This window comes from Cupriavidus sp. 09_S30, from assembly GCF_056930435.1.
Genome location: NZ_JBXOWI010000002.1, coordinates 1549587 through 1563301, shown reverse-complemented (window position 1 = coordinate 1563301; position 13715 = coordinate 1549587). Strand labels below are relative to the sequence as shown.

General features: G+C 67.9%; 15 protein-coding genes. 7 read left to right on the top strand and 8 right to left on the bottom strand.

What is annotated here, in order from left to right:
- Positions 1–97 precede the first annotated feature (97 nt).
- A complete protein-coding gene (locus AC1Z3O_RS27165) occupies positions 98–910 on the top strand; it encodes a MetQ/NlpA family ABC transporter substrate-binding protein (protein WP_483519249.1) in 813 nt (270 codons plus the stop codon).
- Between the two features lie 178 nt (positions 911–1088).
- Here AC1Z3O_RS27165 and pcaD read toward each other — a convergent pair whose 3' ends face one another.
- From pcaD to AC1Z3O_RS27140, 5 genes are all read right to left on the bottom strand, one after another.
- Positions 1089–1868, bottom strand: coding sequence for a 3-oxoadipate enol-lactonase (pcaD, locus tag AC1Z3O_RS27160; protein WP_483519247.1), 780 nt, complete (start codon positions 1866–1868; stop codon positions 1089–1091).
- Positions 1869–1934: 66 nt separating this feature from the next.
- Positions 1935–2219 carry a muconolactone Delta-isomerase gene (catC, locus tag AC1Z3O_RS27155; RefSeq protein WP_483519245.1) on the bottom strand — a complete coding sequence of 95 codons (285 nt, stop codon included), beginning with the start codon at positions 2217–2219 and terminating at the stop codon, positions 1935–1937.
- 118 nt (positions 2220–2337) lie between these two features.
- Positions 2338–2634 carry a YciI family protein gene (locus AC1Z3O_RS27150; RefSeq protein WP_483519244.1) on the bottom strand — a complete coding sequence of 99 codons (297 nt, stop codon included), beginning with the start codon at positions 2632–2634 and terminating at the stop codon, positions 2338–2340.
- 49 nt (positions 2635–2683) lie between these two features.
- The gene (locus AC1Z3O_RS27145) at positions 2684–4027 is read right to left on the bottom strand and encodes a short-chain fatty acid transporter (RefSeq protein ID WP_483519242.1); all 1344 of its coding nucleotides are present in this window, start codon (positions 4025–4027) and stop codon (positions 2684–2686) included.
- A 244-nt stretch (positions 4028–4271) separates the two neighbouring features.
- Positions 4272–5171, bottom strand: coding sequence for a LysR family transcriptional regulator (locus AC1Z3O_RS27140; RefSeq protein ID WP_483519241.1), 900 nt, complete (start codon positions 5169–5171; stop codon positions 4272–4274).
- A 108-nt stretch (positions 5172–5279) separates the two neighbouring features.
- Between AC1Z3O_RS27140 and AC1Z3O_RS27135 the strand changes: the two genes are divergently transcribed.
- The 3 genes from AC1Z3O_RS27135 to AC1Z3O_RS27125 all read left to right on the top strand — a co-directional run bounded on the left by AC1Z3O_RS27135 (position 5280) and on the right by AC1Z3O_RS27125 (position 7796).
- The gene (locus AC1Z3O_RS27135; protein ID WP_483519239.1) at positions 5280–6401 is read left to right on the top strand and encodes a muconate/chloromuconate family cycloisomerase; all 1122 of its coding nucleotides are present in this window, start codon (positions 5280–5282) and stop codon (positions 6399–6401) included.
- 41 nt (positions 6402–6442) lie between these two features.
- Positions 6443–6721, top strand: coding sequence for a muconolactone Delta-isomerase (gene catC, locus AC1Z3O_RS27130; RefSeq protein WP_483519237.1), 279 nt, complete (start codon positions 6443–6445; stop codon positions 6719–6721).
- A gap of 61 nt (positions 6722–6782) precedes the next feature.
- The gene (locus tag AC1Z3O_RS27125) at positions 6783–7796 is read left to right on the top strand and encodes a tripartite tricarboxylate transporter substrate binding protein (RefSeq protein ID WP_483519236.1); all 1014 of its coding nucleotides are present in this window, start codon (positions 6783–6785) and stop codon (positions 7794–7796) included.
- 70 nt (positions 7797–7866) lie between these two features.
- Here AC1Z3O_RS27125 and AC1Z3O_RS27120 read toward each other — a convergent pair whose 3' ends face one another.
- Positions 7867–9000 carry a site-specific integrase gene (locus tag AC1Z3O_RS27120; protein WP_483519234.1) on the bottom strand — a complete coding sequence of 378 codons (1134 nt, stop codon included), beginning with the start codon at positions 8998–9000 and terminating at the stop codon, positions 7867–7869.
- Positions 9001–9089: 89 nt separating this feature from the next.
- On the opposite strand from AC1Z3O_RS27120, the gene AC1Z3O_RS27115 reads away from it, so the two are divergent.
- Entirely contained in the window at positions 9090–10094 is a 1005-nt protein-coding gene (locus AC1Z3O_RS27115; protein WP_483519232.1) for a DNA-binding protein, read from the top strand.
- Positions 10095–10224: 130 nt separating this feature from the next.
- On the top strand, positions 10225–10806 hold the full coding sequence (locus tag AC1Z3O_RS27110) for a hypothetical protein (RefSeq protein WP_483519230.1): 582 nt from the start codon (positions 10225–10227) through the stop codon (positions 10804–10806).
- Here AC1Z3O_RS27110 and AC1Z3O_RS27105 read toward each other — a convergent pair.
- Entirely contained in the window at positions 10775–11887 is a 1113-nt protein-coding gene (locus tag AC1Z3O_RS27105; RefSeq protein WP_483519229.1) for an FUSC family protein, read from the bottom strand. The two genes, AC1Z3O_RS27110 and AC1Z3O_RS27105, sit on opposite strands and share 32 nt — an antisense overlap.
- A 98-nt stretch (positions 11888–11985) precedes the next feature.
- On the opposite strand from AC1Z3O_RS27105, the gene AC1Z3O_RS27100 reads away from it, so the two are divergent.
- Complete coding sequence (locus tag AC1Z3O_RS27100; RefSeq protein ID WP_483519227.1) at positions 11986–12438, top strand: MarR family winged helix-turn-helix transcriptional regulator; 453 nt, start codon at positions 11986–11988, stop codon at positions 12436–12438.
- Positions 12439–12453: 15 nt separating this feature from the next.
- Here AC1Z3O_RS27100 and AC1Z3O_RS27095 read toward each other — a convergent pair whose 3' ends face one another.
- A complete protein-coding gene (locus tag AC1Z3O_RS27095; RefSeq protein WP_483519226.1) occupies positions 12454–13701 on the bottom strand; it encodes an MFS transporter in 1248 nt (415 codons plus the stop codon).
- Positions 13702–13715: the final 14 nt, after the last annotated feature.

Here is a 13715-nt window from a genome sequence, read left to right as displayed (position 1 = left end):
CCGGGCAGGCCACGGACGCCCAGCCGGCGTACCGGGCCGGCGACAAGCCAATCCCGGCGCCAACCCGCGCCGGCATAACAAGCAATGTGAGATTCAGATGCGCGTATCCTCGATTTCCAGAACCCTTTCCTTCCTCATCGCCGCCTTCGGCATCACCGCGGCCGGCAGCGCGCTCGCCCAGGAACAGACGATTCGCGTCGGCACCGTCAGCGGTCCGGATTCGCAGGTCTGGGAAGTGGTGCAAAAGGTGGCCAAGCGCGAAGGCCTGAACGTGAAGGTGGTGGAGTTCAACGACTACGTGCAGCCCAACGCCGCGCTGGACGCCGGGGACCTCGACGCCAACAGCTTCCAGCACCAGCCTTACCTGGACAGCCAGGTCAAGCAACGCGGCTACAAGATGGTGAGCGTGGGCCTGACCTACATCTCGCCGCTGGGCATCTACTCGCAGAAGCTCAAGTCGCCCAAGGACCTGCCGCAGGGAGCCCGTATCGCCATCCCGAACGATCCGTCGAACGAGAGCCGCGCGATGCTGCTGCTGGCTGCCCAGGGCGTAATCAAGCTCAAGCCGGGCGCCGGCACGAACGGCAACAACGCCACGCCGCTCGATGTGGCCGAGAACCCCAAGAAGGTCAAGCTGGTGGAGCTGGATGCCGCCCAGCTGGCCCGCGCGCTGCCTGACGTGGCCGCCGCCGCCATCAATACCAACTATGCGCTGGCCGCCGGCCTGCAGCCGACCAAGGACGCCATCGCCCTGGAAGACGTGCACAGCCCCTATGCCAACGTGATCGTGGTCCGCACGCAGGATAAGGACAAGCCCTGGGTGAAGAAGCTGCTTGCCGCCTACCACTCGGAAGAGGTGCGCCAGTTCATGAAGAACCAGTTCAAGGGCGCGATGGTTCCCTCGTTCTGAAGTTGCTGAAGTTGCTGAAGTTGCTGAAGTTACGATAGCGGCCGCAAGCCGCGCTAGCAGTCGCGACAATGAAAAAGGCCGGGCATTGCCCGGCCTTTTTCGTTTACCGGCCGGTTCCTCCCGGCCGCTGCTTGCAGTCGCCGTCAGCCCGGCCTGCCGGACCGGCTGCGTGCGCCGCTCAGCCCTGCAGGAAGTCCAGCACGGCGCGCGTAAAGGGCTCGACCTGCTGCAGATTGGAGATATGCGCGGCCTCCAGCTCGACGTAGCGCGCGCCGGGGATAGTCTGCGCCAGGTACTGGCCGTCACGCGGCGGCGTGGGCAGGTCGCCCGAGCCGGCGATCACCAGCGTAGGCAGGGCGATATGCTTGATCTGCTCGCGCAGGTCGGCGTCGCGCACTGCCAGGCAGTTGGCGGCGTAGCCCTGCGCATCGGTAGCAGCGAGCATGCCGCGCAGGTACTTGACCAGCTCCGGGCGCTTGGCTGCGAAGCCGGGCGTCAGCCACCGGTCGACCACGGCCGCAGCGATCGACACCACGCCGTCGCGCTCCACCGCCGCAGCGCGGTTGGTCCAGTTCTCGGGCGGGCCGATATAGGCAGCGGTATTGCACAGGACCAGCTTGGACAGGCGCTGCGGGTGGGCGAGCGCCAGCCACATTCCGGTGATGCCTCCCATCGACAGGCCGCAGAAATGTGCGCGTTCGATCTGCAGGTCGTCGAGCAGGCCGATCACGTCGGCGCCCAGTTGTTCGACCTTGTAGGGGCCGGCCGGCACCGACGAGGCGCCGTGCCCGCGCGTGTCATAGCGCAGCACGCGGAAGTGCTTGGTGAACGCGGCGACCTGCGGCGTCCACATGTCGAGGTTGGTGCCGAGGGAGTTCGACAGCACGAGGACCGGCAGGCTTTCGTCGCCGTCGAGGCGGTAGTGCAGGCGGACACCGGGAAGGTCAGCGTAAGGCATGGTGTGGTGGCGGTTCGGGGTCGTTGGGTTGCGTAGCGTAGCGTACCGTAGCGTCGGATCAGCGGCTCAGTTCTGGGCGATGGCCGAACCGTGCTGCGCCAGCGGCGTCACGGTGATGTCCATGTAGGGATACAGCGGCAGCGAGGTCAGCAGCGCATGCAGCTCATCATTGGACTCGACATCGAAGATGCTGACATTGGCGTACTGGCCCGCGACACGCCACAGGTGGCGCCATTTGCCTTCACGCTGCAGCTTCTGCGACAGCGCCTTCTCGTCCGCCTTGAGCTGCTCGACGAAGGCGGGGTCGAGCGAGTGGGGAATGCGGACGGTCATTTCAGCCATGAACAGCATGGGCGGTCTCCTTGGGGGAAGGTTGGGCAATGGCCGCCGCCGTGCGACGGCCGAGCTTGAACAGGCAATGGTAGTGCGGCGGCAGGCGCGGCGCCGGAAAGCGCGCGCCTGCCCGGCTTCACAGGAAGCACTTGCCGTCGAGATAGGCCTTGCGCCAGCGGGTGATGCGCACCTCGGCGAACAGGCCGGCCTGGGTGAAGGGATCGGCGTCGATAAACCGCTGCGCGGCCTCGCGCGTCGGCAGATCGACGATGTAGATGCCGCCACCGGCGTCGCTGCCATCGTCGTTGAGCTTGGCCCCGCTGGCCAGCAGCAGCGCCTTGTTTTCCTCCAGGAAAACAAGATGGGCGGGGCGGTTGGCCTGGCGCACGGCTTGCTGGCCGGGCTTGTCCCAGGTCTCGATCAGGAACGGCATGGCAGTCTCCTTGTCACGGTATCTCGGTGGTGGATCACGGTAGCGCGACTCAGGCGATCTGTCCGCCCCACATCAGCATGGCGGCGATGAAGACCAGGCCGACCCAGAACATCATGATGACGGTGTAGCCCATCACATCCTTCAGGCTCAGCTTGGACAGCGCCAGCGCAGGCAGGATCCAGAAGGGCTGCACCAGGTCGTTCCACGCATTGCCCAGCATCACCGACATCGAGGTCTGGCTGACCGAGCTGCCGATGGCCTTGGCGGCGTCGATCATGAACGGGCCCTGGATCACCCAGTGGCCGCCGCCGGAGGGGGCGAAGAAGTTGATCACGAAGGAACTGATCAGGCCCCAGAACGGCAGCGTCTGCGGGGTGGCGATATCCACGAACACGCGCGAGATGGTGTCGACCAGGCCCGAGCCCGCCATGATCGCCATGATGCCGGCGTAGAACGGATATTGCAGGATGATGCCGGAGATCGTCTTGATGCCCTCGTTCAGCTTGGCCACGTAGTTGGCCGGCGTGCCCAGCAGCAGCACACCGAGGAACAGGATCAGGAAGTTGATCAGGTTCAGGTCGAGCGAGCCGCCGTCGCGGAAGTGGATCACGGCGTAGGCGACGCCGCACAGCCCGATCAGCAGGCTCAGCAGGCGGCTGTTGTTGAGCCGGCTGGCGAGGGTGTTATCGCCGCCCATGCTGTGCGCCAGCGCGGCACCGTCAGCCTTGCCCTCGTCGGCGGACAACTTGATCTCGACCACGTCGGCAGGGTTGCGCGGATGCAGCCACGCATTGAGCAGGGGCAGGGTGATGATCACCACCAGGCTGGTCAGCAGCATCGGCGTGGAGAAGATGGTCTCCGACAGCGGCACCACGCCCATCAGCTTCTCCAACGGGTGGCCCTTGGTCGAGATCAGCACCGGAATGCTGGCCGACAGGCCCAGGCCGTACATGGTGAAGCCGCTGTAGGCCGCAGCGATGATGAGCGGGTAGTGGACGCCCTTGATGCGCGTGGCCAGCTTCTTGGCGACGATGCCACCGATGACCAGGCCGAAGCCCCAGTTGAGGTAGCTGCCGATGCCGCCGACCAGCGTGGCGACGATGATGGCGGTACGCGGCGTTTGCACGGCGCCGACGATGCGGTCGAGCAGACGGTCGGTCAGCGGCGCGGTGGCCAGCACATAGCCCATGGCCAGGATCACGGCCATCTGCGTGGTGAAGGCGAGCAGGCTCCAGAAGCCCTTGCCCCAGCTAGTGACGACGGCCGGAGCCGCCTGGCCCTCGACCACCATGGCCATCAGCATGGTCAGCAGCGTCAGCCCGATGGCGAAAACGAAAGGATCCGGCAGGTACCGGCGCATCAGTTCCGTGAAGAACCCGGCAATCTTGTTCAATCTCTGTCCCCAAAACAAATCAAATACACTTGCTTGTTACCGCCTGTCGAACTCGTGTTCTTAATGCGAACTTAGCGGGCAGTGAGGGGATGCTAGAGATATCCGAACGGTCGGTCAAGTCAATGCGCCGGTCAATTGCCATCGCGCGGCGAAATAATCTCTCGAGAATTCCGCCTTTATGCTGGATTTTCGCGAAGCGGCATTGGCCACGGCGGGGTAGCCCAGGCAGCCGCCAGCCCCCGGGCTAGGAGGCCTCGGAGAGCTGCCCAGCCTGGCGATGGACCCAGGCGATGGCCCGCGCCAAGAAGGGAGAGCGGTCGCCGGCGCGATAGCTCATGATGACCGGAGAAGTGAAGCCGGGCGCATCGATCGCCTGGTAGCGCACATCATCCCGATGCAGGCGTTGCACCGAGGCCGGTACCAGGGTGATGCCCAGCCCGGCCGCGACCAGGCCCAGCGCGGTCTGCAGCTCGTTGGCCTCCTGCACGACGCGCAACTGCACTCCCTGGGAGCGGAACAGGCTGAGTACGTGGTCGGCATAGCTGGGACGGGGCCGGGCCGGGTAGAGGATGAAGGGATGGCGCGCCAGCGCCTGTGGCGACAAGGGCAGCTGGCCCGCCGCCGGATGCGCGGCCGGCAGCGCGGCCACCAGCGGTTCGGCCATTACCACCGAACGGGCGATGGCCGGGTCATTCAAGGTGATACGGCCAAAGCCGATGTCGATGCGTCCGGCCTTCAAGGCCTCGACCTGCTGCACCGTGATCAGCTCGGACAGGCCGACCTCCACCTGGGCGTCGGCCGCACGCAGCTCGCGGATGAGCTCCGGCAGAAAGCCATACAGCACCGACGGCACGAAGCCGATACCGAACCAGCGCTTGTCGCCCTGGCCGATGCGCCGTGTGCCTTCGATCACTTCCTCGATCCGCCCAGTCAGTTGCACCGACTGCTCCAGCAGGAAGCGCCCGGCCTCGGTCAGCCGCAGTCCGCGGCCGACGCGATCGAACAGCGGCACGCCGATCTCGTCTTCCAATTGCCGGATCTGGCGCGACAGCGGTGGCTGGGCGATATGGAGCCGGGCGGCCGCGCGCGTTACGTTCAGTTCCTCGGCGACAGCCTGGAAATAGCGCAGGTGACGAAGTTCCACATATACCTCCAAGGTATTGATTGAGACATCTTCGGTCTTGGACGCCGCCAAAGTCAACATGCATACTCAAGCCCAGATTTCCCAACGTCCAACCCAAATCCTTCAGGTATGAAAGCAAGCGTCAGTGCCATCGAGGCCATCCTGGTCGACCTGCCCACCATCCGGGCCCACCAGCTCGCCATGGCCACCATGCAGCGGCAGACGCTGGTCATCGTGCGCCTGCGCTGCAGCGACGGCGTCGAGGGCCTGGGCGAAGCCACCACCATCGGCGGCCTGTCCTATGGCGACGAAAGCCCGGAAGGCATCAAGCTGACCATCGACACCTACCTGGCACCCGCGCTGGCTGGTGTGGACGCCACCAACATCCACGGCGCGATGCAGAAGCTGGCCAAGGTGGCACGCGGCAACCGCTTCGCCAAGTCGGCCATCGAGACCGCGCTGCTCGACGCACAGGCCAAGCGCCTGGGCGTGCCGCTGGTGGAACTGCTCGGCGGCGCGGTGCGCCCGACGCTGCCGGTGCTGTGGACGCTGGCCAGCGGCGATACCGCGCGCGATATCGAGGAAGCCGAAGCGCTCCTCGAACAGCGCCGGCATGACACCTTCAAGCTCAAGATCGGCCGGCGCGCGCTGCGCGAGGACGTGGCCCACGTTTCGGCCATCAAGCGGGCCCTGGGCGACCGCGCAAGAGTCACGGTGGACGTCAACCAGGCCTGGAACGAGGCCGAGGCGGCCACCGGCATCGCCATGCTGGAAGCGGCCGGCGTCGACCTGATCGAGCAGCCCACCCCGCGCGAGAACCGTGGCGCGCTGGCGCGGCTGGCCGCGCGCTTCGTGGTGCCGATCATGGCCGACGAGGCCGTGTGCGGCCCGGAAGATGCCATGGAACTGGCGCGCATCGCCGGTGCTGACGTGTTCGCGCTGAAGATCGCCAAGTCCGGCGGCATCCACGGCATGCTGCGCACCGCCGCCGTGGGTGATGCGGCCGGCATTGCGCTGTATGGTGGCACCATGCTCGAAGGCAGCGTGGGTTCCATCGCCGCCGCGCATGGTTTCTGCACGCTGCCGCAGTTGGCCTGGGGTACCGAACTGTTCGGGCCGCTGCTACTCAAGGATGACATCGTCGTCGAGCGCCCTGTCTACCGCGACTTCAGCCTGCACCTGCCGGAAGGTCCGGGCCTGGGCCTGGCATTGGACGAAGACAAGCTCAAGTTCTACCGGCGCGCCGCCTGAGCCGCGCGCCCCGACCCACTCATCGCATCAAAGGACACGCCATGCTTTACCTGGTCAGGATGGACGTCAATATTCCGCACGACATGCCGGCAGCACAGGCCGACGAGATCAAGGCGCGCGAAAAGGCCTATTCGCAGGACCTGCAGCGCAGCGGTAAGTGGCAGCAGATCTATCGCGTGGTCGGCGAATATGCCAACTACAGCCTCTTTGACGTGGAATCGCACGACGAACTGCACACGCTGCTCGCGGGGCTGCCGCTGTTCCCCTATATGCAGATCCACGTGACGCCGCTGGCCAAGCATCCGTCGTCAATCCGCTAATCTGCCACTACCGCCGCCACGACCGGCATCCAGAAAACGCAAACCATTCCGAGGGGACACCTTGAACGCTAAACCCTTTGTGCGCCCGTCCGCGCGCCTGTCGGCTCACCTTCGCCGCGCCTGCGCCGCGGCGCTTCTGTTCGGCCTGGGCGTGAGCGCCGGCACGGCACACGCCGCCTATCCCGACAAGCCGCTGCGCTGGATCGTTCCGTTCCCGGCAGGCGGCGCCATGGACAATATCGCGCGCGTGCTCGGCCAGGAGATGGGCCGCTCGATGGGCCAGGCCGTGGTGGTGGAGAACCGTCCCGGCGCGGGGGGTAATATCGGCGCGGAAATGGTGGCACGTGCGCCGGCCGATGGCTACACGCTGATCATCGTCGCCAACGGCATGGCCGTGAACCCCTTCCTCTACGGCCGCCTCAGCTATGACCCGGTCAAGGACTTCGCGCCGGTCTCCCTGCTGGCCGTGGTGCCTAACGTGCTGGTGACCAACAAGTCCAAGCACGCCGAGAAGACCGTCGCCGAGGTGATCGCGCAGGCCAAGGCCCATCCCGGCAAGTACACCTATGCCTCGGCCGGCAACGGCACCTCCATCCACCTCGCAGGCGAGCTGTTCGCGTCGATGGCCGGCGTCAATATGCTGCACGTGCCGTACAAGGGCAGCGCGCCCGCCATGAGCGACCTGCTGGGCGGCCAGGTCGACTATATGTTCGACAGCATCACGTCGGCCAAGCCGCAGATCGACTCCGGCAAGCTGACCGCCATTGCCGTCACCACCGCCAAGCGCTCCACGGCCCTGCCGAACGTGCCGACGGTGGCCGAGGCCGGCCTGCCCGGCTATGAACTCTCGCCCTGGTTTGCCGCCTTCGTCCCGGCGGGCACGCCGCCGGCCGTCGTCGACAAGCTGAACAAGGCCATGGTCGATGCGCTGAAGCAGCCCGACGTGCAGAAGAAGCTGGCCAGCATCGGCGCCGAGCCGATCGGCAGCACGCCGGCGGCGCTGCGCGACTATCTTGGCCGCGAGCAGGCCAAGTGGGGCCCGCTGATCAAGTCCCGCGGCATCCACGCGGACTGAGGCGCGTCCCGCCCACCGGCTTCATTGCCGCACTGAAGACCCCGCCGGGCCGCAAGGCCGGCGGGGTTTTTTATTCCGCGCCACGCTCCCCCGTGCCGGCGGCCGCGTCGCCGTCGCCGCCAAGCAGGTCCGCCGCGCGCGAGCGCCACGCTTCGGCCGCACGGAAATAACCGACCACGGTGGCAACGCTGGCGTGGCCCGTCAGCGCCATGGTCTCGGCCAGCGGCACCTGCTGCCGGGCGGCTTCGGTCACGAAGCCCGAGCGCAGCGAGTGCGCCGAGAAATCTCCCTCCAGGCCCGCCTGCGCGCATCGCTCCTGCACGATGCGCCTCACCGCGCCATCCGATAGCGGCTCGCCCACGTGCCCGCCGCGCCGGATACGCCGGAAGATCGCCCCTTCGCGGATGCCCGCTGCCGCCAGCCAGTCTTCGAGCGCCTGCCCGGCGGCGCCGATCACCGGCTTTTCCTCCGCCGCCCGTGCATCGCCTCCCTGGTTGGTCTTGGACCAGCGCAGCGTATAGACGAACTCGCCCGGCGCGATCCGCCTGACATTGTCCATGCCAGCCCGCACGACTTCCGAGCGCCGCCGTCCGCCGCTGGACCACGCGAACAGCAGCAGGGCGCGGTCGCGCAGTCCGCGCAGGCTGGTGTCGCAGGTGGCCAGCACACGCAGCAGCAGCTCGCGCGTCAGGGCGTCCTTCTTGCCGGTTGGCGCGGCGCGCCGGGCATAGGCCCGGCGTGTGCGCGCCAGCAACTCACGCACCGCGGCATCGGCGCAGGGGTTGGGCAGCTCGCGCGCGCCGTGGGCCTTCGACAACACGCTGATCCGGTGCAGCAGGGTGGCCAGCGCCGGGGCGCCTGGCCGCGACTTCAGGCCGCGCGCGACCAGCTCCGCGTCGAGCGCCGGTGGCATTTCGCAGGCCAGGCCGGCCGGCGTAGTGCGCAGCGCATGGTCGACCACGAACTGGACGACCACGGCGGGGGGCAGGGGCAGGTTCAGCGGCGCGCCGTAGCGCAGGGCAAACCAGCCTTCCCAATAGCGCATGGCGGAGCGGTAGCTGGCGACCGTGTTGCCCGACTCGCCTTCTCGCGCCAGCTCGGCTGCGGCGCGGCGCGCTTGCGGCGCCAGCATTGCCGGCGCCGGCAAAAGGGAAGCCTCGCCGCTCGCGTCCGGCGAGGAAATGGCGGTATGTTCCGTCGGCATATTTTTTCTTACATGGCATGTATGTTATTATACAGACATACGCATTAAGTCACGATAAGTACTTCTTATCGAACCTTATCGAGCCATCCATGATTTCTACCCAGCGCCGCTCGCGCGGCATCACCGAGCAAGATGTCTGGCAAGCCGCCGACGCGCTGCTGCTGGCGGGCCAGCGGCCCACCATCGAACGCATCCGGCAGCAGCTCGGGCGGGGTTCGCCCAATACGGTCAGCCCCCATCTCGATGCCTGGTTCGCCGGCCTCGGGGCGCGCCTGCAGGACCCGCACGCCTTCGCTGCCGCTCCGTCCTTGCCGGAACCGGTGAACCAGGCCGCGCAATACCTGTGGGAGGCCGCGATGGCGCAGGCGCGGGCGGCGCTTGCTGCCGAATTTGCGGAAAGCGAAGCCGCGCTGCAGCGTGGCCGCGAGGCGCTGGCGGCGGACCAGGCAGCGCTGGAACAGGAGCGCGCGGTACTGACGGCCAGGCTGGAGGCCGCCGAGCAGGCCCGCACGGAGCTCGCCCGTAGCCGCGACGAGGCGGCCGACCGCGCACGGCAGGCCGAACAGCAGGCTGCCGGCTTGCGCGCCGAGCTCGATGCCGTGCGCGCTTCCCTGGCCGAAGCGCGAATGGAAACGCGCCAGCAGCAGGAAGCCGCCATTGCCCAGCGCGAAGCCGCGGACGGCGAGCGCGCGCTGCTGGTGGCGCGCTTCGATGCCGACGTGCGCCGCTTGCAGCGGGAACTGGATGCAAGCCGGCAGACGGCCAGGGAAGGGGAGAAGCGGTTGGAAGAAGAGCGCGCGGCATCGCGGCAACGCCTGCAGCAGTTGGCCGAGGCCGAACGTGAACTGGAAGGGCGGGTGGAATCGCTGGCGCGGGCCCTCGAGCACAGTTCCGCGCAGATTGCGCAGCAGCAGGCATTGCTGGAGGAATACCGCGTCATGCGCGAGGCGCAGGGCGAAGCGGCATTTGCCGCCCGGGGTGGTGGGGGTGGTGGGACGGGCAAGCCACCGCGCCGGCCGCCTCCCTCGGGCCTCCCGGTTTCGGCAAAGGCACGCGCCATGCTCCGTCGCGGGCGAAGCCGGCTCACGCCTTGAGGCCTGTCCGCGCCATGCAGCTCGGGTGCGGAGGCATGTGTGTGCAGTAGCGCATGCCATCCGGCGGGCACGTACCGGCAGCGTGCGCAAACAGGTATGCTGTGCGCGTGCGCCACTCCACGCTGCCACCATGCCGAAGGCCAGAACGCGCTGGACCGTACCCGCCGCGGCGGCCTTATGGGCCTTAGCCGCCTCCCTGCTGGCTGCCTGCATGCCGCGTTATCACGTAGAGGGCGGCACGCCCGCTGCCAAGGTCCGGTTGCTCACCAGCACGGACAACAACACGACGTTCACGGTACTCGATCCGGCGCGCTGCCCTGAAACGCCAAGAGTGCAGGTGCTGGCCGGCACCGGCCAACAGCTCGCGGCAATCGGCGCGCAGCCAAAGCTGGCTATCGGCGGCCAATCCCCCGAGCCGCCCGGCCGGACGCGCGAGCGCTGGCTGGCGGCCGGCAAGCGTCTCTATATCGCCGTCACGTCGACGGGGTCGCAGGGCGGCGAAGAATACCGCTGCGCCGCCGGCGTTTCCTTCGTGCCGCTGGCGGGCGCCGAGTATGAGCTGCGCTATTGGCGTGAAGCCGGCGCCAAGGCTTGCTCGGTACAGGTGACGCGCCTGAGTACACTGGCACGCCCCGAAGGCCCTGCCGAGCCCGAGCCGTCGCAGCAGGCTTTCCGCGCGCTCAGGCCGGCCTATCTGTGCGATTCGCTGTAGCCGGCGCGCCCGTGCTGCCTGTGCTGCCGGAGCGGGCCAGCACCTTCACCGCGACGAGATCCGCCAGCAGCACGAGCGCCGCGCCTGCCAGCGTGGCGCCGATCCGATCGAGCAGCAGGCTGCTGCCGAGCGGTGCGCGGGCGTCCAGGATGATCATGATCAGGGGCGTCATGGCCGCGGAATAGGCCAGATAGTTACGCGTGCGCAGCATCGGCCGCACGCTCGCCAGCAAGCCGGTGCCGAGCGCCAGCGTCCACAGTCCGAGATGGTGGCCGGCGAGCAGGGCGGCGATCGCCACCCCCAGCACGGTGCCGCCTATGCGCTGTGTCGACTTGGCAGAGAAAGGTTCGGGTTGCCGCTGCGTCAGCAGCGCCACCGTCATCGCGATCCACGCCAGGTGGCGGCTTGGCCAGGCTGCGCCCAGCGCCATGGCTGCCGCCAGCGCCAGGCTGAGGCGCAAGGCATATTGCCAGCCGGCCGCCTGCCACAAGGTGGAGCGCCAGCGCCGGAACTTCTGTGCCGCCGTCGGCCCCGCTGCCGCGGCAATCGCCGCCCCCGCGGCGGGCGCCCGCACGACCCCCGCAATGGCTGCAAACATCAGGCCCAGCAGCGCCGTCCACAAGGCGCCCGCCGTGATCGGCAGCAGCACGCCCGCGTGCAGCCCCTCGCCGCCGGCAAATCCGATGGTCATCAGCAGAAACAGAGTGAAACGCGTCGTGGCTATGGCCAATGGACGGCTATATCCGCTAGCCAGGGCCACCGTGCCGATCAGGCTGATCGTCAACGCACTCGTCAGCACGCCATGGCCTGCCAGCGCCACGCCCGTGGCCGCGGCCAGCAGCACCGGCACGAAGGCCGCCCGGAACGCGAGCCATCGTTCGCGGGTAGTGCCCCCGCGGATTGCGCCGCTGACGGCCATGCTGCCCAGTGCGGCCGCGATCCCCACCGGCAAGGCGCCGGCCATTCCGGCCAGCAGGATCGGAACACCCATGCCGAATGCCGCTGCCAGGGCTTCGGCCAGTCCGGCCTCTTCCTCGCCGGACCAGCGCAAGACCTGTTCGATATGTGCCTTCACTCCCATCATTGTCTCCTCAGTCCCCGCTCGATCTTTTATTGGTGCGGGTAGACAGCATATTAATACGCATTGCGTAGTATATTGCGGAGATGGAAAGCGATCACGTGGAATCTATTCTGCGCGCCGTGCTGGCCCTTGGCCGCCGCTTGCGCGCGCAGCGCCCGGACGGTGGCCCGCCGCTGTCTGCGCTAGGGGTATTGAGCACCCTCAACCGGCAAGGCCCGATGCCGGCGAACCGGCTGGCGGAGCTGGAGCGGCTGCAGCCTCAATCGTTGACCCGGATCCTGGCAGGCCTGGAGCAGGCCGGCTGCATCTCGCGCGAGCGCAACGAAGCCGACCGGCGCGAAACCCTGGTCGGCGTGACGATGAAGGGCAAGCGGCTGCTCGCCGACGATATGGCGGCACGCAGCCGCTGGCTGGCGGCTGCGCTCGACGGCGCCTTGAGCCAGGAGGAGCGGGCCACGCTGGCCATCGCCGCGCAAGCGATGCAGAAGCTCGCAGCGTACAGCGAAGACAGCGGGCCCTACGGCGACGGCGGGCAAGGTCCGGCGCGCTAGCGCCGGCACCCCGGTTCAGCAGGAGCGGGCCACCGGCTCGATGGCCGGCCGCGCCCGCGCGCCTTCCAGCCAGACGCTGAACAGGGCTACCGCCAGCGCGGACGACGGCAGCAAGGCCGCTATCCAGGGCAGCGCAACGAGTCCGGGCCCACCGTCGATGACCTGGCCGCCCAGCCAGGCCCCCAGTCCGTTGCCCAGATTGAAGGCGGCGATATTGAAGCTGGACGCCAGGTTCTGACCCGGCCCCCGGGCATGGTGCAACACACGCAATTGCAGCGGGGACACCGTGGCGAACGCCGCGATGCCCAGCAGCCCGACGAAGCCCGCCATGGCCACCTTGCCGTGCAGGGCGAAGGTCATCGCCCCCAGCACCAGCGCCAGGGTTGCCAGGCTGCCGAGCACGGCCAGCGCCGGACGGCGATCGGCAAGGCGCCCGCCCAGCAGGTTGCCGACGATCATGCCGCCGCCGAACAGCAGCAGGATGGGCGACACGGCGCTCTCGCCATAGCCGGTCACGCGCGTCAGCAGGGGCTGTACGTAGGTGATCACGGCGAAGATGCCCATTGACTGCAGCACGGTCATGCCCAGGCCGAGCAGCACCTGCGGCCGCGCCATCGTCAGCAATTCCTCGCGCAGCGAGACCGGCGCACTCGCGTCGCGGCTGCGCTCCACCAGCAGGGCGATCACCAGCAGCGAGGCCAGCCCGACTAGCGTCATCGCCCAGAAGGTCGCGCGCCAGCCGTAGTGCAGGCCCAGCCAGGCGCCCGCCGGCATGCCCAGCAGCGTGGCCAGGGTCAGCCCGGAAAACATGATCGAAATCGCCGAAGCCTTGCGCGCCTCGGGCACGAGGCCGGTCGCCACCACCGCGCCGACGCCGAAGAAGGTGCCGTGGGTGAGAGAGGTCAGCACGCGCGCCACCATCAGCGTGGCGTAATCCGGAGCCAACGCGCAGGCAGCATTGCCGAGCGTGTAGATCACCATCAGTGCGAGCAGCACGGCCTTGCGCGGCATGCGCCGCGTGAGCAAGGTCAGTACCGGGGCGCCGGCGAACACGCCCAGCGCATAGCCGGACACCAGCATGCCGGCGGCGGCGATGGACACGTGCAGGTCGGTGGACACCTGCAGCAGCAGGCCCATGATCACGAATTCCGCGCAGCCGATGCCGAAGGAGCCGGCGGTCAGTGCATAGAGCGCGATGGGCAACCGCTGGCGCGATGTGCCGGCGCCAGCGGAAGCGGGGTCAAGGGGGGATACGGTAGCCATCGAGTACCTCGGGG